The sequence below is a fragment of the Micromonospora sp. PRAS1 genome (assembly GCF_059553435.1).
Map to the genome: position 1 here is coordinate 43,301 of NZ_JCANNB010000022.1, position 20,848 is coordinate 64,148.

A 20,848-nucleotide genomic window follows, 5' to 3' on the forward strand; every position below is an offset into this window, starting at 1 on the left:
GTACACGCGGCGGAATCCGGTCACATTAGCACTGCTGTGAATCGGGTCTTTCGCAAGTTTGCAAAATCGCCTGTTGACTTTTCAATAATTGGCCTTTTCCGTCTCTCGACCCGCCCCGAGCAGCCGTGTGACCGTGGGCGACACACCGGTGGCCAGCGTCGGCGCAGCACCGGCGAGTGGGCCAAGCGGAGATGTGAAGGGGATGAGAATCGATGGTTACCGCGGTCGAGCAGGTGCAGCACGATTGGGACACCAACCCGCGCTGGCGGGGTGTGCGGCGTAGCTACCGCGCCGAGGACGTGGTGCGGCTGCGGGGTGCGATCCAGGAGGAGCACACCCTGGCCCGGCACGGCGCGAACCGGCTGTGGCGGCTGCTGAACAGCGAGGACTACATCCACGCCCTCGGTGCCCTCACCGGCAACCAGGCGGTGCAGATGGTCCGCGCCGGGCTCAAGGCGATCTACCTCTCCGGCTGGCAGGTGGCGGCCGACGCCAACCTCGCCGGGCACACCTACCCCGACCAGAGCCTCTACCCGGCCAACTCGGTGCCCGCGGTGGTGCGCCGGATCAACAACGCCCTGCTGCGCGCCGCGCAGATCACCACCGCCGAGGGGGAGACCTCCGGCATCGACTGGTTGGCGCCGATCGTCGCCGACGCCGAGGCCGGCTTCGGTGGCGTGCTCAACGCGTACGAGCTGATGAACGCCATGATCGCGGCCGGCGCGGCCGGCGTGCACTGGGAGGACCAGCTCGCCTCCGAGAAGAAGTGCGGCCACCTCGGTGGCAAGGTGCTCATCCCCACCGGCCAGCACATCCGCACCCTGGAGGCGGCCCGGCTCGCCGCCGACGTGGCAGGCGTGCCGTCGGTGGTCATCGCCCGCACCGACGCCCAGGCCGCCACGCTGCTCACCACCGACGTGGACGAGCGCGACCAGCCCTTCGTCACCGGCGAGCGCACCGCCGAAGGCTTCTACCGGGTGCGCAACGGCATCGAGCCGTGCATCGCCCGGGGCCTGGCGTACGCGCCGCACGCCGACCTGCTCTGGATGGAGACCAGTACCCCGGACCTGGAGGTGGCCCGCCGCTTCGCCGAGGCGATCAAGGCCGAGCACCCGGACCAGCTGCTCGCCTACAACTGCTCGCCGTCGTTCAACTGGCGCAAGCACCTCGACGACGCCACAATCGCCAAGTTCCAGCGCGAACTCGGCCACATGGGGTACAAGTTCCAGTTCATCACGCTTGCCGGCTTCCACGCGCTTAACTACTCGATGTTCGACCTGGCCCGTGGCTACGCCGCCGACGGCATGTCGGCGTACGTCTCGCTTCAGGAGCGGGAGTTCGCGGCCGAGCCGGCCGGCTACACCGCGGTCAAGCACCAGCGGGAGGTCGGCACCGGCTACTTCGACCTGATCAGCACCGTGCTGAACCCCGCCGCCGAGACCACCGCCCTGCGGGGGTCGACCGAGGAGGAGCAGTTCGCATGAGATACGAGATCATCGGCCCGATGGCCGAGCGGTTCGACGAGGTGCTCACCCCGGACGCGCTGGAGTTCCTGGTCACCCTGGACAGCGAGTTCGCCGCCCGGCGGGTGGCCCTGCTGGACACCCGCCGGGCCCGGCGGGACCGCTTCGCCACCGGCCAGCTGCCCGACTTCCTGCCGGAGACCGCCGGCATCCGCGCCGACCCGACCTGGCGGGTGGCACCGCCGGCACCCGGCCTAATGGACCGGCGGGTCGAGATCACCGGGCCGCCGGACCGGAAGATGACGATCAACGCGCTGAACTCCGGCGCCAAGGTCTGGCTCGCGGACTTCGAGGATGCCACCGCCCCGAGCTGGGACAACGTCATCGGTGGACAACTCAACCTGATCGACGCCCTGGACCGGCGGATCGACTTCACCGACCCGCGCGGCAAGCACTACGCCCTCGGCGAGGAGCTGGCCACGATCGTGGTCCGGCCGCGCGGCTGGCACCTGGTGGAGAAGGGCATCGTGGTGGACGGGCGGCCGATCTCGGCCAGCCTGGTCGACTTCGGGCTCTACCTGTTCCACTGTGCCCGCCGGCAGCTCGCGGCCGGTTCCGGACCGTACTTCTACCTGCCGAAGCTGGAGGGCCACCGCGAGGCGCGGCTGTGGAACGACATCTTCGTCTTCGCCCAGCACTACCTGCGTCTGCCGCAGGGCACCATCCGGGCGACCACGCTTATCGAGACGATCACCGCGGCGTTTGAGATGGAGGAGATCCTCTACGAGCTGCGGGAGCACTCGGCGGGCCTGAACGCGGGCCGGTGGGACTACATCTTCAGCATCATCAAGAATTTCGGGCAGTGGCCGGACTTCGTTCTGCCGGACCGCGCCGAGGTCACCATGACCGTGCCGTTCATGCGCGCGTACACCGAACAGCTGGTGCGGACCTGCCACCGGCGCGGCGCGCACGCGATCGGCGGGATGGCCGCCTTCGTGCCCAGCCGGGACCCGGAGGTGAACGAGACGGCCCTCGCCCGGGTGCGGGCGGACAAGCAGCGGGAGGCCGGTGACGGCTTCGACGGCTCCTGGGTCGCCCATCCCGGCCTGGTGCCGACCTGCCGGGAGGTCTTCGACGCGGTGCTCGGCGAGCGGCCGAACCAGGTCGACCGGCTCCGCGACGACGTCGAGGTGAGCGCCGCCGACCTGCTCTCGGTCGACAAGACGCCGGGTCAGGTCACCGAGGCGGGGCTGCGGTCCAACGTCGCGGTGGCGCTGCGCTACATCGACGCCTGGCTCGGCGGCACCGGCGCGGTGGCGCTCTGGAACCTGATGGAGGACGCGGCGACCGCCGAGATCGCCCGCTGCCAGGTCTGGCAGTGGCTGCATCACGGCACCCCGCTGGCCGGTGGCGGCTCCGTGACCGAGGAGCTGGTCCGGGCGATGCTCGCCGAGGAACTGGCCGCGTTGACCGAGGGGCGCGAGGGCGCCGAGCGGGAGCGCGCCGAGCACGCCGCGCAGATCGTCGAGGAAACCGCCCTGGGCGAGGAGTTGCCGTCCTTCTTCACCCCCGCCGGGTACGCCCGGCACCTGGGCCCGCGACGTAAGCAGACCCGCTGAGCAGCGGTGACGACGCCGGGCCGGGGGCAGTCGCCCCGGTCCGGCGTCAGCCGGCGATCCGGGTGATGTTGCGGATCTTGTTGGCGGCGTCGAGGGCGGCCACCTTGTATGACTCGGCGAGGGTGGGGTAGTTGAAGACGGTGTCGATCAGGTAGTCGACGGTGCCGCCGAGACCCATCACCGCCTGCCCGATGTGAACGATCTCGGTGGCCCCGGTGCCGAAGACGTGCACGCCGAGCAGCCGGCCGTCGGCGGGGGAGACGAGCAACTTCAACATGCCGTACGAGTCGCCGACGATCTGCCCCCGGGCCAGCTCGCGGTAGCGGGCGATGCCCACCTCGAACGGGGTGGCGCTGTCGGTCAGCTCCTCCTCGGTCTTCCCGACGAAGCTGATCTCCGGGATCGTGTAGATGCCGATCGGCTGCAACTCGTGCATCGGGCGCTCCGGTTCGCCGCAGGCGTGCTGCGCGGCCAGCCGGCCCTGCTCCATCGAGGTGGAGGCCAGCGCCGGAAAGCCGATCACGTCGCCCACCGCGTAGATGTTCGCCACTGCGGTGCGGTAGTTCGCGTCGACCTCGATCCGGCCGCGCCGGTCCGCCGAGAGGCCGGCGGCGGCCAGGTCCAGCCCGTCGGTCTGGCCCTGTCTACCGGCCGAGTACATGACGGTGTCCGCAACGATCTTCTTGCCACTCTTGAGTACGCAGAGCGCCGCGCTCTGGTGCTTTTCGACCGCGGCGACCTCCTCGCCGAAGCGGAACGTCACCGACAGATCGCGCAGGTGGTAGCGGAGCGACTCGATGATCTCCTCGTCGCAGAAGTCGAGCATCTTGTCGCGGCGCTCGACCACGGTGACCTTGGTGCCGAGCGCGGCGAACATGGAGGCGTACTCCATGCCGATCACCCCGGCACCGACCACCACCATGCTGCGCGGCACGGCCTCGAGGTTGATGACGCCGTCGGAGTCCACGATGGTCCGGTCGTCGAAGTCGACGCTCTCCGGACGGGCCGGCCGGGTGCCGGCGGCGATGATGGCCTTGTCGAAGGTGACCCGGGTGTCCCGGCCGGAACCGCCGTCGACCCAGACCGAGTGCGGGTCCGCGAACCGCCCGGTGCCGGTGATCAGAGCGACCCGGTTACGGGTCAACTGGTTGCGGATCACGTCGGTCTGCCGGTTGATCACGTGTTGGGTGCGGGCGGCCAGGTCGCCGACCGTGATCTCCTCCTTGACCCGGTAGCTGCTGCCGTAGAGGTCCCGCTGGCTCAGGCCGGTCAGGTAGAGCACGGCCTCGCGCAGCGTCTTGGACGGGACAGTGCCGGTGTTGATGCACACCCCGCCGATCATGTCGCGGCGGTCCACGATGCCGACCCGCCTGCCCAGCTTGGCGGCGGCGATCGCGGCCTTCTGACCGCTGGGTCCGGAGCCCAGCACCAACAGGTCGTAGTCGTACACGATCACCAGCGTCGCAAGATGTCGCGGTGTGCGCCAGTCCTGGCGTCGAAGCGGCATCCCGGGTTTACCCGCTCGGAACAAAGCCGTGGCAACCAGGGGGCTTCGGTCCGGTCACGCATTGACATGCAAGTGGTGACTTGCCTATTCTCCCCGGTGTGGGCGACGTGTACAAGGCGCTGGCGGATCCCACCCGGCGGGCCATCCTCGACGAGTTGCAGGACCGCAGCGGTCAGACGCTGTTCGAACTCTGCGTCCGGTTGACCGGCAAGGGGTTCACCTCGACGCGGCAGGCCATCTCCCAGCACCTCGGCGTCCTGTCGGAGGCCGGGCTGGTGGTGGTGCGCCGCGAGGGTCGGTACATGTTCATCGACCTCGACACGTCCCCGCTTCGGCAGATCTACGAGCGGTGGAGGGTTGGACCGTGCGAATCGGACACATGAGCATCTTCGTCGACGACCAGGACAAGGCGTTGGCGTTCTACACGGGCGTGCTCGGCTTCGTCAAGAAGACCGAGGTCCCGCTGGGGGAACACAGCTGGTTGACCGTGGTGTCCCCGGAGGACCCGGACGGCGTGGAGCTGGTCCTCGAACCAGACAAGCATCCGGCGGCGGCGGCGTTCAAGAAGGCCCTGGTGGCGGACGGGATCCCGTTCACGATGTTCGGTGTGCCGGACGTCGCCGCCGAGTACGAGCGGCTGAAAGGGCTCGGGGTGACCTTCACCCAGGAACCGCTTGACGCCGGTGGGGTGACCACCGCGGTCTTCGACGACACCTGCGGCAACCTCATCCAGATCGCCGCCGTCCGGACCTGAGGCCCGGCGTACCGGGACCGCGACGGTTAGCCTTGCCCGATGGTGGTGGCATCGGGGTTCGCGGCGCGGGTGCGGGAGTCGACCAGGGCGGACCACCGCGCCGCGCAGGACGTGCCGTACTTCGACGCCCTGTTCGCCGGTCGGCTGGACCGGGCCGGTTACGCCGCGCTGCTCGAGCAGCTGTACGTGGTGTACGAGACGCTCGAAGAGGCGGCCGAGGCGATGCGCGACGACCCGGTGGCCGGGCAGTTCGTCCTCGACGGGCTGCGCCGGCTGCCGTGCCTCGCCGCCGACCTCAACTTCCTGCGTGGCCCCGCCGGAGCCACCCGGATCCGACCGAGCGCCGCCAGCCGCCGATACCAGGACCGCCTCCGCGAGGTCGCCTTCACCTGGCCGGCGGGCTTCGTCGCCCACCACTACACCCGCTACCTGGGCGATCTCTCCGGTGGCCAGATGATGGCGCGGGCCCTGCGCCGCTCCTTCGGCTTCGACCGCGACGGCATCCGCTTCCTCCGCTTTCCCGGGCTGGATCCGCACGCCGTCAAGGAGCGCTACCGAGACCTGCTCGACGCGGCGCCGTGGGACGAGCGGGAACGGCGGGCCTTCCTGGCCGAGGTCTCCCGGGCCTACCGGCTGAACACCGACGTGCTGGCGCAACTGGGTCGGACCGTCGTGCCGGGTGCGGCGTGACCGGCCCGGAGCCGTTCCCGCCGGCGGTGGTCGCGGCGGTGCGGGCACACATGAACACCGACCACGCCGACGACTGCCGGGTGATCTGCCAGGGGCTGGGTGGTCAGCCGGGCGCGACGGCGGCGACGATGTCCGACATGGACGCCGACGGGATGGACTTCACCGCGATCGTGGACGGTGCACCCGTCGCCGTGCGGGTTCCGTTCGCCACCCGGCTCACCGAACGCCGGCAGATCCGATCGGAGGCCGTCCGGATGTACCGGGAGGCCAGCGCCGCGCTGGACGCCAACGCCGCCGGCCGACCCGCAGCCGACTGAGAGCCCGTAACCGATTCGCAAGGTGGCGCTGAAACCGTAGCTTCTCGATGTTCGTCGGTGGTCGTGTCGGGTCGGCGAGACTGGCGTGTCGAGCGTGATGGTTACAGAATGCTGAAGTGTGGGTCACGGTGAGCAGTTGCCGGACGCGGTGATCCGGGTCCGGCGTCGACACGATCCGATCAGCATGGTGACCGAGCACGACGCCGTCGAGCGTGCCGGCGCGTACCCGAGCCTGCGGATCGGGGCTCCACTCTTCGGCTACGCGGTGGATCTCGGCGGCGGCCGGTGGCGCGTACACGCCCTGGTCGAGGAGACGCCGCAGGCCGCCCGAGACGCGTTGGCCCACCGGCTGCGTGAGCAGCTTGCCGAGACCGCCGACCCGGACGTGGTGGCCGAGTTGACGGCGGTGGGCAAGGTGCTCGACTGGGAGAAGGTCAACGAGGCGACCGTCGCCGGTCGGCGGCACCGGGTGGTGCGGGCGGACACCTTCGCCCGGTTCGGCCCGGACGGGCCGGAGCCGCCCCGACCCACCGACCCGGATCCGCGTACGGCCGACTCGTGCGACAGCTTCCTCGGCGGGGCCGACCTGATCGCCGACCCGGCCGCACCCACCGGCGTCGGTGCGGCGGTGCTGAAGGTCGAGCTGCTGCCCGCCCGCTACCCCCGGTCCCAGGTACCGGCCGACGTGTACGCGGACAGCCTCGCCGCGGTGCGTTCGCACCCGAACGGTGTGCTGCTGCCGACCCGCTACGCGGTCGCCGAGCAGGTGGGCGGCGGGTGGCAGCCGTCCAGCCGGGCGGTCGCCACGCCACAGGAGGCGCGCGAAGTCGTCATCTTCGACTTCCGGTGGCTCATTCCGCGCATCGCCGACCCCACCGAGCAGGAGGCCGCCGAGTACGCTCGGGCCGCCGACGAGCTGGCGGCCAGCCGCGCCGACGAGGTGACCGTGCTCGGGCGCCGCTTCCGGATCACCCGCATCGAGACCCTGCTGCGTTTCTCCGCCGACGGGCCCGAGTCGCCCCGCCCCTCCGATCCGGACCCGGAACCACCGCCCGAGGCGCACTTCGCCCAGCTCCGCGCCGAGGGCCGACTCCCCGGCCCCGACCAGGCCTGATCCGACGTCGTCGGGGAGCGGGGGCAGCGGAGTGGAAAAAGCGTAACCTATTGGTTACGCTTTCGGCGTGGACGAGGTAGCCGCCGCAATCGCGGATCCGGTGCGCCGGCGGATCCTCGAACTGCTGCGGGAACGCCGGCTCACGGCCGGCCGGATCGCCGAGCACTTCGAGATCAGCCGGCCGGCGGTCAGCCGTCACCTGCGCGTACTGCGCGAAGGTGGGCTCGTGCGCGACGCCGTGGTCGGCCGCGAGCGCCACTACGAACTCGACCCGGCCCGGCTGCGTGAACTGCTGCGGTGGCTGTCGCAGTTCACCGGGGCCGAGCCCTGGGAGCGCCGGTTCGACGCGCTGGAAACCGAGGTCTTCCGTACCCGCCGCGAGCGCCGCACCGGTGGCTCGCCGTACTCGAACGAGGAGCGGACAGCTTGACACCCACCCCAACCGGGCGCCTCTTTGGCACCGACACCGGCACCGACCTGGTCCTCACCCGCGAATTCCGGGCCCCGATCGAGGACGTCTGGGCCAGCCTGACCGAACCGGATCGCACCGCCCGGTGGTACGGCCGCTGGACGGGCCAGGCCGCACCCGGTCAGCGCATCCGGGTGCAGCTGGCCTTCGAAGAAGGGGAACCCTGGTCCGAGATGCGGATCGAAGCCTGCGAACCGCCCCGCCGGCTCGCCCTCTCCGCGTCGGACGAATCCGGCACCTGGCGGCTGGAGCTGCTGCTCACCCGGCACGCCGACCGGACGCAGTTGCGCTTCGCCCAACACCTGGACACGGTCGAGGGGCTCGGCGAGATCGGGCCCGGCTGGGAGTACTACCTGGACCGGCTGGTGTCCGCCCAGGACGACACCGCGATGCCGTCGTTCGATGACTACTACCCGGCGATGAAGACCTATTTTGATCAGCTGAGCCGCTCGCCTCGCTGATCTGCCGGGCGGGACGGGTGTGATCGGAAAAGACGGGGCGGGTGACGTTCGACCCGTTTTGTTCTCCCTGGCCCGGGTACCGCCCCTGGGGTCCGGTCGTTGTGCTCCAGGGAGGTACCCGTAGAGATGGAATCGCGTAACCCCGCGAAGGCGGTCAAGGACGTCGTGGAATCCGCCGCGGAGAAGGTCACCGACGTGCTGACCCCCGAGGTGCCCGGCGCGCCCGGCAGCGCCCCGCCACCCCTGGAGGAACCGACCACGCCGCACGACCCGCTGCCGCCGAAGCCGGAGCAGGGCTCCCCGCAGAGCCGCACGCCGACCGGCGTGCACACCCACACGCCGGCCACCGCCAGGGGTCAGCAGGGCGCCTTCCTCACCACAGCGAACGGTGCCCGGCTGCGCGACACGGACCACTCGCTGAAGGCGGGACCGCGCGGCCCGGTGCTGCTCCAGGACCATCACCTGCGGGAGAAGATCACCCACTTCGACCATGAGCGCATCCCCGAGCGGGTGGTGCACGCCCGCGGGGCCGGCGCGCACGGCACCTTCACCGCGTACGGCACCGCCGAGAACGTCACCCGGGCGGGCTTCCTGCGCAAGGGCCGCGAGACCGAGGTCTTCGTCCGCTTCTCCACAGTGCTCGGCTCGCGCGGGTCGGCCGACACCGTCCGGGACACCCGGGGCTTCGCGACGAAGTTCTACACCGACGAGGGCACCTTCGACCTGGTCGGCAACAACATGCCTGTCTTCTTCATCCAGGACGCCATCAAGTTCCCCGACATCATCCACGCCGGCAAGCCGCACCCGGATCGGGAGATTCCCCAGGCGCAGAGCGCCCACGACACCTTCTGGGACTTCGTCTCGCTGCACACCGAGGCGCAGCACCACACCATGTGGAACATGTCCGACCGGGGCATTCCCCGCTCCTACCGGACGATGGAGGGTTTCGGCGTACACACCTTCCGCCTGGTCAACGAGGCCGGTGAGACGGTGCTGGCCAAGTTCCACTGGAAGCCCAAGCTGGGCGTGCACTCCCTGGTCTGGGAGGAGGCGCAGATGCTCAGCGGCATGGACCCGGACTTCCACCGGCGCGACCTTTACGACGCCATCGAGGCCGGGGCGTTCCCCGAGTGGGAACTCGGCATCCAGATCTTCCCGGACACCCCCGAGGAGACCTTCGCCGGCATCGACCTGCTCGACCCGACCAAGATCGTGCCGGAGGAACTGGCCCCGGTGCAGCCGGTGGGCCGGCTGACGCTCAACCGTACGCCGACGAACTTCTTCGCCGAGACCGAGCAGGTCGCCTTCCACGTCGGCCACCTGCCGCCGGGCATCGACGTCACGAACGACCCGCTGTTGCAGGGCCGGCTCTTCTCGTACCTGGACACGCAGTTGACCCGGCTGGCCGGGCCGAACTTCGCGCAGATCCCGATCAACCGGCCGCACGCGGCGGTCAATGACATGCTTCGCGACGGCTTCCACCAGCAGGCCGTCCACGCGGGGGTGGCACCCTACCGGCCGAACTCGCTGGACGGCGGGAACCCGTTCCCGGCGGGCGAAGACGACCACCCCTTCATTGACGTGCCGGTACGGGTGGCCGAGGCGCCCAAGGTACGCCAGAGTCCCGCCTCGTTCGACGACCACTTCAGCCAGGCGCGGCTCTTCTGGCTGAGCATGTCGCCGGTCGAGCAGGAGCACATCATCCGCGCCTACACCTTCGAGCTGGGCAAGTGCTACCACCAGGCGATCAAGGAGCGGCAGCTCCAGTGTCTGGCCAACATCGACCCGGTGCTCTGCGCCCAGGTCGCCACCGGCCTCGGGTTGCCCGCGCCGGAGCCCACGATCCCGCTGGCCGACGTCACGCCCAGCCCGGCGCTCTCCCAGGCCGGCCGGGAGTGGCCGGCCGACGGCCGGATGATCGGGATCGTGATCGACCCCGACGCCGACCTGGACGCCGTCCGCCAGGTTCGCCGCGCGATCTTCGGTGCCGACATGGTGCCGCTACTGATCGCCCCGCACGGCGGCATGATCGGTGACCTGCCGGCGCAGCGCAGCTTCGCCACCGGCCGCTCGGTCGAACTCGACGCGGTGCTGCTCGCCGCCGCCCCGCCGCCGGCGCCGGACGCCCTACCGGCCCGCGACGCCAAGGCCGGCGCGGCGGGTCCGGCGTCGGTGCCGGTCGACCCGCGCGTGCTGCTGCTGGTCGAGGAGTGCTGGCGGCACGCCAAGGCGATCGGCGCCTGGGGTCCGGGCGTCACCGTTCTGGAGCAGGCGGGCGTAACCGCCAGCCCTGGCGTGGTCACCGGCGACTCCGCCGACGACGTCTTCACCGCCGTACAGCAGCTGCTTGCCAACCACCGGGTCTGGGAGAGGTTCCCCGCCTCGGTCTCCTGACCCGCCAGCAGTACGCCGAGGGGCTGCCGCGTCGTCGCCGGGCAGCCCCTCGGTCTCTGTCGGCGGTCGACTCAGGAGCTGGCGGGCTTGGGGTCGCCGAAGAACCGGCTCCCGCCGAACTCGTCCTGAAGGCGGTCGTCGAGTTCGTCGGCGAGGCTGGCCATCACCTGCACGGCGAGCATGAGATGGGCGGCCTGGAAGTTGCGGCCGAAGACCGGAATGGAAGCCCACACCGTGTCCTGCACGTGGTACAGCCGGCCGATCGGCATCACATTTGTCAGTTCGGAGAGCCGCGCGTAGAGCCGTTCGGAGGGCTCCACCTCGGTGAGGACCGGGGAGAAGACGTCGATAAGCTGCGGGTTGTCGCGTACCCGGATGAACAACATCGCCGAGCCGGCGCGGATGCCGATGTCGCCGTCCACGTCCACGCTGAGTTCGTCGACCGAGATTCGCAACGTCGCGGCGATCACCGCACGCACCCTTTCCGCCAGCGACACCCGCTCGTCGGCCCGGTCGGCGACGAGGGAACTGGCGACGGCGTCGGGAGCCGACCGGTGCCGGGCGGCGCCCAGCGGGGCGGTCTCGATCGGCTCGGTGGCATCGTCGTGCGCGAAATACACCAGGAAGGCGGGGTGCGGAACAGCGCAGACATCGCGCAGCGTGCGGGAGACCACCATGGCCAGCTGCTTCGCGCTGTCCCGAGAAGAGCGCAGACTGAAGGAGTTGCCGGAGCCGGGCAGCACGCCCGGCGGCGACCAACCGAGCGCGATCAGATCGCCGACGGAGGACCGGTCCAACCGGTAGCCCTCGGGCAACTCGGCGTTGCCGACGGCGTACGCCTGGACGACGCCGTCCTCGGACACCCGGATCCGGATCGGGTAGACGGCGGTGCCGGTGCCGGAAGCGGCCGGGTCGAGTGCCAGGTGCACCTCGGCGCCGGGGGCCAGTGCGGACAGCACGGCGGTCAGCGCGGTCGCGAATTCGCGCCATGCTCCGGCCGTCTTGGCTCGCAGGTCGACTGCGGTGGGCTCGTTTAGCTGAAAACCCGGATCCGGATCAGCCGTGGCCCGTACCGCGATCGGCAACCGGTCGGTACGCAGTGGTCGACCGGACGGCGCGCACAACGTCAGCCGCAGCGCGCGCTCGCCCGCCGGCCCGTGCGCGGTCATCACGAAGCGCACCGGCTCCATCGACCCGAGGGTGAACCGTGGCTCCTCGACCGCGCGTACCCGCAAGTGCGGTGCGCCGTCGAGCAGAATCGGAAGCGCGATGCCCTCGCCGGTCGTAGCCTCGATCCAGACCTCCACCAGGTAGTCCTGACCGATCACTGCGGTGCGCGGCCACCGGACGATCGGCTCGACGGTGATCTCGGACCGGGTGGAGGAGAGCGGTTTGCTCATCGGCGGCCTTCCCGCAGCGGTGGCAGCGTCGCATAGTCGCTCGGGCCGCCATAGTAGGCGTACATGAAAGTGTGGAAGAACGGCAGCAGTGCCCGTGCCGCGGCCGGGTCGTTCGACCGGGGCGGGGTACGGACGCTGTACCTCCGACGCAGATCACGGATGGTCACCGCGATCGGCGTGCCAGGCCGCTCGCGCAGCAGCCTGATGACTTCCCGGAGGTAGCGGTGCGCCTGCTCCTCGGCGACCACCCCGACCGTGCCGAGGAAGCCGGTCGCCCCGGCCCGCAGGAACGCCTCGGCGAAGCCGCGCTGGGTGGCGTCGTTGTACTCCGGATCGTCGATCAGCCGGGCTGAGTGGCAGGCGTTGAGGAAGACCAGCCCGCCGAACCGGGCCAGTCGGGAAAGGCGTGCCGTGTCCACGTCGGCCACCGACACGGCGTCATCGAGCAGGAACTCCAGGCTGGAACCGCTGAACCTGCCATGGCAGGCCGCATAGACCAGGGCGAACGGGCCGCCCGGCTCGTCCAGCCTGGCCAGCAGGTCCCAGAACGTCTCGGTGATCACCGCATTCAGGTCTTTCAGCACCTCCAGGTCCGCCCGCATTGGCCCGTCGGCCAGGTACGCGACCACTTCGCCGCCGGCCTTCGCCCGGTGCTGCGGCAGCCGGCTGACCATCGACCTGGCTCGAGGCATGGTGACCCACCGGGTGACGGTGACGGCGCTGCCCAGCCAGTCTCCGTCGTCCGGCCCGGCCAACCAGAACAACTCCCAGGGAATGCCGAAGTCGGTGCAGTCCCGGACGATCAGGGTGAGCTCGTCGCCGTGTCGGGCGCGCAGGCCAGTCAGCCAGCGCTGTAGCTCGATCTTGGAACTCGACCAGTTCTTGAGGCGAAGAAACGTGTGCGCCGGTGACTCGCCACCATCCCTGGTGATCAGGGCGGCCACATCGATCCGGCCCGGCCGCCGGTGTCGGTCCGGCGCGGTCCACAGCAGTTCGTCGCAGCAGCAGTAGCCACGTAGTCCGAACCGCTGACCGTCGTCGTGGACCAGTGGCAGGACGTCCAGGACCGCCACCCCCGGCGGATAGGCCGCTCGTAGGTCGATGGTGGTGGTGCCCAGCGAGGCCGATTCGCCGCTGGGCAGCCTGGCCGGGTCAAGGACCATCCGGGGACGCCTTCCAGCGCAGTGTGACCTGGAGTTGGGCGCCTGCGGTGAGCTCCACGATCCGGGCGCCGACCTTGCCGTCCACCTTGACCGCCAACTGCAACTCGATCTCGTCGGGGCGGTGACCGGCCATCGCGTCCACTCGGGCGGTCATCGCCTCGGCGCAGGCATCGACGAGGTCGAGAGCGTCGTCGAAGAGGGCACGTCCGGTCGCCAGCACCCGGCCATCAGGCCCCCGGGTTTCGCCATCGCCGTAGATTCCGGCAAGCTCCGCACCGGGAACCGGCTCGATCTCAATCCTGATCGGACGGTCACCAACGTCAAAGTTTCCCACCGGTCCATGGTGACCGACGAGTGCACCCGAGCGATTCCCGTGCGGCGCAGGACGGGGGGATTGTCAGCAAAAGTCCTGCTGGGCGGTCGTTCGCCGCCATTACCTGACGCAATATTGACAACCTCCGTTCCAGGGTGCGTCATGGTGCTGAGCGTGTGTGCTGGAAACCGGGTTTTCCCTTAGCTGCCATCGGCGCAATGAGCTGCAGATATCTCCTTTGGTCGGCTGGTTTCGATCAATGGCCGAGGGTGATGTCCACTTCGGCGCGATCCGTCGTGACGGGATGTGACCGGCCTTGTGCTCTTGGTTGAACGGTCCCTAAAGTCTCGCTCGCTAACTTCATATTCACGGGGGAGGGGTTGTGGCACGTCGAGTGACGGCCACTGTCCGATCATGCCTTGCCGCAGGTGTCGTCGTGCTGACGGCCACCGCGCTGGCGGGCATTCCGGGTGAACCTGCGGAGTTCCAGGCCGCCGGACCGGATGGCGTGACGGGTGGCGTACAGAGCCGGACCGATGAGGCGGAGTCGCTGCGAGCGGCCCGCGAGACCGGTAAGCCGGTGCAGGTCAAGAGTCTGACTTCGGAGACGACCGAGGTCTTCGCACTGCCCGACGGGCAGTTTCGGGCTGACGTCGCCGCCGGCGTGCAGCGTTTCCAGCGGAACCGTGAGTGGGTTCCGGTCGACCTCGGGCTGAGCCCGCAGCCGGACGGTTCGGTGGCGCCGGTCGCCCACCCGAACGACCTGCGGATCTCTGGCCCGACGGAGGCCGGCGACCACGAACTCGTCGCCGTGGGCCGTGGCGAGGACCGGGTCGCCATGGGCTGGTCCGGAGCCCTGCCCACGCCGGTGCTCAGCGCGAACCGCGCCACCTACCCGGACGCCCGACCCGGTGTCGACCTGGTGGTGGAGGCGACCCGTCTCGGCTTCGAGCAGTTCCTGATCGTCAAGAACCGGGCGGCCCTGGCCCAGGTCGAGAAAGTCCACTTTCCCTTCTCTGGCCCGGGCGTGGCAACCGCCACGCGGGGCACCGACGGATCGGTCACCATGACCAACCGAGCCGGCGCGCAGACGGCTCGCATTCCCGCCCCGCTGATGTGGGACGCGCGCCGCGACATCGCGGGCAACCCGGCCAGCGTGAAGCCGGTCCGCACCGACGTTGTTCAGCGGGACGGCCGGGTGGAACTGACGTTGACTCCCGATCCGGCCTGGCTGCGCAGCAGTTCCACGGTCTTCCCGGTCACCATCGACCCGACGGTCAACCCGCTGGGGACGACGTTCGACACCTACGTCCGAGAAACCGTGACAACCGACCAGAACCAGCAGCCCAACCTCCACATCGGGCTGCTGGCGACCACGCCGGCCACGCTCACCCGGTCGTTCATCACCTGGGACACCACGGCCCTCGCCGGCAAGCAGATCACCGCCGCGACGGTCTCGTTCTGGAACTTCTGGTCGCACACCTGCACCCCGACGTCCTGGGAGATCTGGTCCACCGGCACGTCGACCTACACGACCACCTTCACGAACCAGCCATCGTGGGACCACCGAGAGGCAACCTCGACCGCCACACACGGCTCGACCGACTGCGCCGACGCCTGGGCGACGATCGACGGCAAGAACTTCTTCCAACGCGCCGCCACGGCGAACAAGACCCGGGCCGGCATGGGCATCCGGGCGACGGACGAGACCATCACCGCCGGGTTCAAGCAGTTCCGGTCACGGGAGGGCCCGGCCCCCGCAGAGGACCCGAAGGCTTCCGTGACGTACAACTCGTACCCGACGGTGACCGCCCGCTCCACCGTCCCCGCCTCGACCTGCGCCACCGGGGCGTCCCGACCGCTGGTCAACACGCTTACGCCGCAGCTGAGGGCAGGCGTCTCCGACGGAGACGGCACCGCGATGACGGTCACCTTCGAGTGGTGGGCGATGAACGCCGACAAGCCGATCGGCACGGCGGTCTTCAGCGCCGTCGCGTCCGGCGCCACCGCGTCGACGACGGTCCCGGCCGGAGCCTTCGTCGACGGTGGGATCTACCGGTGGCGGGTCAAGGCGGCAGACGGCGTCACCGGCAGCGACCTCTGGTCGTCGTTCTGTGAAATTCAGGTGCACACGACGGGCACCCCGGTGACCGGCTGCACCGGTGGCACGGAGAGCGACTTCAACGGCGACGGTGTCGCCGACATCGCCATCGCCGATCCGGAGGCCACGGTGAACGGCGCCAGCCGCGCCGGCCGGATCAACGTCGCCTACGGCGGCGGCACGACAGTGCACACCCTGCACGAGGGCGCGGCCAAGGTACCCGGCGCGCCGGAGGCGGGCGACCGGTTCGGGACGGCCGTCTCCGCGTACGACGCCAACAACGACGGGTGCACGGACCTCGCGGTCGGGGTGCCGAACCAGAGCGTCAGCGGGCAGGCCCAGGCCGGTGCGGTCTACGTGCTGCTCGGTTCGCCGGCTGGCCTGGCCCAGGGGGCCGCGTCAGTCGTCTACCACCAGGACGTCACGAACGTGCCGGACACCGCCGAGGCGTACGACTGGTTCGGCTACGCCGTGGCCGGCAGCCGGACCGCCAGCGGTGAGCCGTACCTGGTCATCGGCGTCCCGGGTGAAGGGCTGGCCAACGCTCTGACCGGCATCGTGCACTACCTGCGGGGCAATGTGAACGTCGCGCTGAGCCAGGGTGGCGGTGGCATCCCCGGCGCGGCGGAGATCGACGATCGGACCGGCTTCTCGGTCGCGGCGTCCACGCACCACTGGGCGGTTGGCTCGCCCGGCGAGGCGATCGGTACCGAGGTGTTCGCCGGAGCGGTGAACGTCTTCAGCCACACGCTGACCAACGGGCTGCCGACGCTCGCGGCCGGCCTTGAGCAGGACGTCGCGAACGTCTCGAACGTGGCGGAGGCGAACGACAACTTCGGCAAGTCCATCGCCCTCGCCCCGTACCGTCCAGTTGGCAGGCCGGCAGGCCAGGCGGATTCACTGCTGGTCGTCGGGGTGCCGGGCGAGGACATCACGGTGGCGGCGACCAACACGCCGGCACCGGATGCCGGGCTGGTCCACCGCTTCCACATCACGGCGGCGAACACCTTCACCGAACTACCGGAGATCACCTATACCTCGGCGGACGGCAACTACCTGGGCGAGAAAGTCGCCGTGGTGAACACCGCGCCGGCCAGTGAGGGCACCAACTCGACGATGTTCATCGCGATCGGCGTGCCGGGTGAGGACGCCTCGAACGGCGCCGCCGACTCGGGGCGGGTCCGGATCTTCCCGGCCCTGGCGAACCCGATCGGCACGCCCATCACGCTGGACCGGCGCGGCGGCAGCCTGCCGGGCTCGGCGACCGGCCAGGAGTTGGTCGGCACCTCCCTCTCGGCCACCGCACAGCGACTGCACGTCGGCACCCCGTACGGCACGGACGCCGTGTACGGCTTCCGGTGGGCCGACCTGGCGGCCGGCAACCGGGCCCCGAGCAGCACCTGGCAGCCCGGACAGGGTGGGCTCCCCACCGGGCACACCGCGTTCGGGGCGGAGATCGGCTGATGGCACACATGGATCCGCGCAGTTCAACGGGGGAGGACCAGAAGGTGGCCAAGCGGATGAGAACGAGAAACCGGTTGTTTCCGCTCGGCTTCACGCTGGGCCTGGCCGGTCTGATGTCCACGCTTGTGTTCATCCAGACGCCGACGGTGCCGCCGGCGCCGGTGGCGGCGCTGGAGGCGGAGCCGGTCCGAGACACCGAGGCCGAGGCGCTGGTCGCGGCGGCGGCGCTCAACCAGCCGGTGGAGGTGCTGTCCCACCGCACCGAACATCGGGACGTCTTCGCGCAGCCGGACGGCACGCTTATCGCCAACGACCACGCGCAGCCGGTCCGGGTCACCCAGGGTGACGCCTGGGTGCCCGCCGACGCCACCCTGACCGTGCAGGCCAACGGCACGTACGGCCCCGCGGCGGCACTGCTCGGGATGCAGCTGTCCCAGGGCGGCAACGTCCCGCTGATGGTGGTGACCCGGGACCAGAAGAGCATGACGCTGACCTGGCCGCACGGGTCGCTTCCCGCGCCGGCGGTCAGCGGCAGCCAGGCCGTCTACCCGAACGTCTTCCCGGACGTCGACCTCGTCGCCACCGTCACCGTCGAGGGCTTCTCGCACGTGCTTGTGGTGAAGACGCCGGAGGCGGCCGAGTTGCCGGAGTTGCGGAACCTCCGGCTCGGGGTGACCGGCGTGGGGCTGATCATCCAGGAGACCGAGGAGGGCGGGGTGGTGGCGCTCGACCCGGTCACCAACAACCCGGTCCTGGAGGCCGACGCCCCGACCATGTGGGACAGCGGCAGCCAGGCGGGTGACGGCGAGAACGCCGCCGCCCGGACATCGTCGCTGAGCACCTCCATCGACCCCGGTGCCGCGTCCGCCGAAGGTCCGGGAGACAGCTCCCGGGTGGCGCAGGTCGGCTTGGACTACGCCGACGGCACCCTGACCCTGACGCCGGACCGGGCCATGCTCACCGATCCGGAGGCGTCCTTCCCGCTCTTCGTCGACCCGGTGTGGCAGAGCAACACCAACAGCGGTTGGGCGATGGTCGACAGTGGCTATCCCAACGAGGAGTACTGGAAGTTCGACGGCAAGCGGCACGAACGGATCGGGCTCTGCCCCAACTCCTGTAACAACTCGAAGGTGAAGCGGCTGTTCTACCAGGTCTCCACGCCGTACGCGGGTAAGGAGATCCTCAGCGCGGAATTCCGGGTGACCATGCAACACGCCTGGAACTCGACGGCGCGGGCCGCCGCGCTCTACCTGATGCCCAAGTCGGCGAAGATCGGCTCGTCGACGAACTGGAGCAACCAGCCGGGCGGCTCCGGCTGGAGCGGTGCCACCCTGGTGGACACGAGATCACACACCAGCACCCAGGCGAGCTGCACGTCGACGAACCACAACTTCAGCTGGAACGCGAAGAAGGCGGTCGAGATCGCCGCCGACGAGGCGCGGGGCTCGATCGTCCTCGGGGTGCGGGCCGCCAACGAGGGCGACTCCACGCACAGCAAGCGCTTCTGCGACAACGGTCTGCTGTCGGTGCAGTACAACCGGGCACCCCTGATTCCGAAGATCAGTGAGCTCACCATGTCGCCGGGTGGTCAGTGCGTGAGCGGCAGCAACGCGCCGTACGTGGACGTGCCGCCTCGGCTGAGCGCGATCGCCCGGGACCCGGACCATTCCTCGGCCAAGGCCGAGCAGGTAAAGGTCGAGTTCAAGGTGACCTGGACCCCGCCCGGTGGATCGTTGCAGACGCGCACGTACACCACCGGGAAGAAGTCCAGCGGGTCGGTGTTCACCTGGCCCGTGCCGAACGAGATCCCCCAGAACGTCGCCATCTACTGGGAGGTCCGGGCCGGCGACGACATCACCTGGAGCAAGTGGAGTTCGTACGAACAGCATCGCTGCCAGTTCTTCTTCGACAAGACCAGCCCCAGCGCACCGGACGTCGACTCGGACGTCTACCTGCCGCAGGACGCGGCCGACAACGGCACGCCCGAGGCGCCGCACTGCATCGAAAGCGACGAGTGGCTCGGCTCGATCGGGGTACCTGGCAGTTTCACCTTCGATTCGGCCGCTACTGACGTGGTGGAGTACCGGTACGGCTTCAACGTCAACCCGGTGCCGACCAACTCGCTGCGGCCGACCACCGACGGCGGTCCGGTCACGCTGCCCAACTGGTACCCGGACCGGGAAGGCCCGCGGACGATAAACGTCCAGGCCATCGACCGGGCCGGCCGATCGAGCAGCATCGCGTCCTGCACCTTCCGGGTGGGCAAGCGGCCGCCGACGGCCCAGTGGTCCCTCGGTGAGGTCGCGGGAGAAGGCGCGGCGGACGACGCTCTCGGTGACCACAACGCGACCGCCGGCAGCGGCGTCACCTTCGGTGAGGAAGGCCCGGGCGGCACCTCCGACACCGCCGCCCGCTTCGACGGCAGCGGCAACGCCTACCTCGCCACCGTCCGGCAGGTGCTCACCGACACGTCGGCGAGCTTCGCCGTCACCGGCTGGTTCAAGATCGACAATCCCAGCCGGCGGCAGACGGCGGTCAGCCAGGACGGTACCGGTGAGCCCGGCTTCGTGCTGGGGGTGGAGAACGGGACCTGGCACTTCCGGATGCCGGTGAACGACGTAAACACGTTGGGCCGATGGCAGGTGGAGGGTGACGCGGCAACCACGGGCTGGACGTACGTCACCGCCATCTTCGACGGCACGAAGCGGGAGATGTCACTCCAGGTCGGCACGAACCAACCACGCGTCGCGCAGCGCCGGTCGCTGGCCAAGTCACGCGGTCCGCTCCAGCTCGGCCGGGTGCTGACCAAGAGCGGGTACGTCGACAACTGGCAGGGTTCGATGGCCGACGTCTCCGTCTTCGATCGGCTGATCCTCCCCGAGGAAGTCACCGGGCTGAAGAAGACCGCGCCGAGCCGCAAGGCGTACTGGCGGTTGAACACGGAGAGCGGCAAGGTCAGCCCCGAGGACCGGGGCGGCGCCGGAATGACCCTGGGACCGCAGGCCTCGATCCTGGTGCACCCCGCGCTGTCGCTCCTCGGTGGTGGGCATTTGGTCCTGGCCGGCAACTCGAACAGCTACGCCAGCACGCCGATCAACGCCGACATGGCGGGCAGCTTCTCGATCAGCGCCCGGGTCAAACTGACAAGCAACTGCGCGGGTACGCCGATGACGGTGTTCGCCCAGAAGGGCTCGCGCGGTAGCTCGGTCGTGGTGCGCTGCAATCAGGACGGCCAGTGGGAACTCGCCACCACCGACACCGACAAGGTGGCTCCGACCTGGACGACCCGGGTCACCGGCGAAGCACCGAAGCTCATCGGCAAGGGCGACCACCTCACCCTCGTCTACAACGGCTACATCCGCGAGATGGCGCTCTACGTCAACGGCACCTTCAGCGAGGCCATCGAGCTGACGTCGCCGTTCGTGGCCACCGGAGGGGTGCAAGTCGGCCGGGCGTTCATCGACGACGCCTACCGAGAGCACCTGTCCGGGGCGGTCGACGATCTCCGCGTCTACGACGGGGTGACCGACCCGGTGCTGATCCAGAAGCTCAACGTGTCCATCCGCGAACAACCGCTGCTCTGAATCGGCCAGTGGGTCCGCCCGCGCCGCGGGCGGAC

16 protein-coding genes are annotated in these 20,848 nt (G+C 69.7%); 12 read left to right on the plus strand and 4 right to left on the minus strand.

The genetic code is table 11. The features are described from left to right. The first annotated feature begins 212 nt into the window (after nucleotides 1-212). Both aceA and aceB read left to right on the plus strand, forming a co-directional pair. Nucleotides 213-1,484 (plus strand): isocitrate lyase, encoded by a 1,272-nt coding sequence (aceA, locus tag AC507J_RS20590; RefSeq protein ID WP_496290801.1) that lies wholly within the window; start codon nucleotides 213-215, stop codon nucleotides 1,482-1,484. Further along, nucleotides 1,481-3,082 (plus strand): malate synthase A, encoded by a 1,602-nt coding sequence (gene aceB / locus AC507J_RS20595; protein ID WP_496290802.1) that lies wholly within the window; start codon nucleotides 1,481-1,483, stop codon nucleotides 3,080-3,082. Before aceA ends, aceB begins: the two co-directional genes overlap by 4 nt. 46 nt (nucleotides 3,083-3,128) lie before the next feature. Here the strand turns inward: aceB and sthA are convergent, their stop codons facing one another. Beyond that, nucleotides 3,129-4,532, minus strand: coding sequence for a Si-specific NAD(P)(+) transhydrogenase (sthA, locus tag AC507J_RS20600; protein WP_496290803.1), 1,404 nt, complete (start codon nucleotides 4,530-4,532; stop codon nucleotides 3,129-3,131). Nucleotides 4,533-4,687: 155 nt separating this feature from the next. Between sthA and AC507J_RS20605 the strand changes: the two genes are divergently transcribed. From AC507J_RS20605 to AC507J_RS20640, 8 genes are all read left to right on the plus strand, one after another. After that, nucleotides 4,688-4,972 (plus strand): ArsR/SmtB family transcription factor, encoded by a 285-nt coding sequence (locus AC507J_RS20605; RefSeq protein ID WP_496290804.1) that lies wholly within the window; start codon nucleotides 4,688-4,690, stop codon nucleotides 4,970-4,972. Further along, on the plus strand, nucleotides 4,954-5,343 hold the full coding sequence (locus AC507J_RS20610; protein WP_496290805.1) for a VOC family protein: 390 nt from the start codon (nucleotides 4,954-4,956) through the stop codon (nucleotides 5,341-5,343). Before AC507J_RS20605 ends, AC507J_RS20610 begins: the two co-directional genes overlap by 19 nt. A 39-nt stretch (nucleotides 5,344-5,382) precedes the next feature. Further along, entirely contained in the window at nucleotides 5,383-6,033 is a 651-nt protein-coding gene (locus AC507J_RS20615) for a biliverdin-producing heme oxygenase (RefSeq protein WP_496290806.1), read from the plus strand. Further along, nucleotides 6,030-6,350, plus strand: a complete 321-nt coding sequence (locus tag AC507J_RS20620) for a DUF2470 domain-containing protein (RefSeq protein ID WP_496290807.1) — start codon at nucleotides 6,030-6,032, stop codon at nucleotides 6,348-6,350. The genes AC507J_RS20615 and AC507J_RS20620 overlap by 4 nt, the downstream gene beginning before the upstream one ends. Before the next feature lie 118 nt (nucleotides 6,351-6,468). Continuing rightward, a complete protein-coding gene (locus AC507J_RS20625; RefSeq protein WP_496290808.1) occupies nucleotides 6,469-7,464 on the plus strand; it encodes a DUF5954 family protein in 996 nt (331 codons plus the stop codon). A 67-nt stretch (nucleotides 7,465-7,531) separates the two neighbouring features. Beyond that, on the plus strand, nucleotides 7,532-7,894 hold the full coding sequence (locus AC507J_RS20630; protein ID WP_496290809.1) for a metalloregulator ArsR/SmtB family transcription factor: 363 nt from the start codon (nucleotides 7,532-7,534) through the stop codon (nucleotides 7,892-7,894). After that, nucleotides 7,891-8,394 (plus strand): SRPBCC family protein, encoded by a 504-nt coding sequence (locus tag AC507J_RS20635; protein WP_496290810.1) that lies wholly within the window; start codon nucleotides 7,891-7,893, stop codon nucleotides 8,392-8,394. Before AC507J_RS20630 ends, AC507J_RS20635 begins: the two co-directional genes overlap by 4 nt. Nucleotides 8,395-8,520: 126 nt before the next feature. Continuing rightward, entirely contained in the window at nucleotides 8,521-10,788 is a 2,268-nt protein-coding gene (locus AC507J_RS20640; protein WP_496290811.1) for a catalase, read from the plus strand. 71 nt (nucleotides 10,789-10,859) lie between these two features. Here the strand turns inward: AC507J_RS20640 and AC507J_RS20645 are convergent, their stop codons facing one another. The 3 genes from AC507J_RS20645 to AC507J_RS20655 all read right to left on the minus strand — a co-directional run bounded on the left by AC507J_RS20645 (nucleotide 10,860) and on the right by AC507J_RS20655 (nucleotide 13,685). Beyond that, nucleotides 10,860-11,873 carry a T3SS (YopN, CesT) and YbjN peptide-binding chaperone 1 gene (locus AC507J_RS20645; protein ID WP_496290857.1) on the minus strand — a complete coding sequence of 338 codons (1,014 nt, stop codon included), beginning with the start codon at nucleotides 11,871-11,873 and terminating at the stop codon, nucleotides 10,860-10,862. Nucleotides 11,874-12,184: 311 nt separating this feature from the next. Next, nucleotides 12,185-13,351, minus strand: a complete 1,167-nt coding sequence (locus AC507J_RS20650; RefSeq protein ID WP_496290812.1) for a CHAT domain-containing protein — start codon at nucleotides 13,349-13,351, stop codon at nucleotides 12,185-12,187. Next, entirely contained in the window at nucleotides 13,341-13,685 is a 345-nt protein-coding gene (locus AC507J_RS20655) for a CU044_2847 family protein (RefSeq protein WP_496290813.1), read from the minus strand. The genes AC507J_RS20650 and AC507J_RS20655 overlap by 11 nt, the downstream gene beginning before the upstream one ends. A 373-nt stretch (nucleotides 13,686-14,058) precedes the next feature. Between AC507J_RS20655 and AC507J_RS20660 the strand changes: the two genes are divergently transcribed. After that, a complete protein-coding gene (locus AC507J_RS20660) occupies nucleotides 14,059-17,229 on the plus strand; it encodes a DNRLRE domain-containing protein (protein ID WP_496290858.1) in 3,171 nt (1,056 codons plus the stop codon). 56 nt (nucleotides 17,230-17,285) lie between these two features. Next, a complete protein-coding gene (locus AC507J_RS20665; protein WP_496290814.1) occupies nucleotides 17,286-20,813 on the plus strand; it encodes a LamG domain-containing protein in 3,528 nt (1,175 codons plus the stop codon). Nucleotides 20,814-20,848: the final 35 nt, after the last annotated feature.

Excerpts from the sequence above, each read along its gene's own strand:
- aceA (WP_496290801.1), top strand. The coding sequence starts at position 213 with ATGGTTACCGCGGTCGAGCAGGTGCAGCACGATTGGGACACCAACCCG.
- aceB (WP_496290802.1), top strand. The coding sequence starts at position 1,481 with ATGAGATACGAGATCATCGGCCCGATGGCCGAGCGGTTCGACGAGGTG.
- AC507J_RS20615 (WP_496290806.1), top strand. The coding sequence starts at position 5,383 with ATGGTGGTGGCATCGGGGTTCGCGGCGCGGGTGCGGGAGTCGACCAGG.
- AC507J_RS20640 (WP_496290811.1), top strand. The coding sequence starts at position 8,521 with ATGGAATCGCGTAACCCCGCGAAGGCGGTCAAGGACGTCGTGGAATCC.
- AC507J_RS20650 (WP_496290812.1), bottom strand. The coding sequence starts at position 13,351 with ATGGTCCTTGACCCGGCCAGGCTGCCCAGCGGCGAATCGGCCTCGCTG.
- AC507J_RS20665 (WP_496290814.1), top strand. The coding sequence starts at position 17,286 with ATGAGAACGAGAAACCGGTTGTTTCCGCTCGGCTTCACGCTGGGCCTG.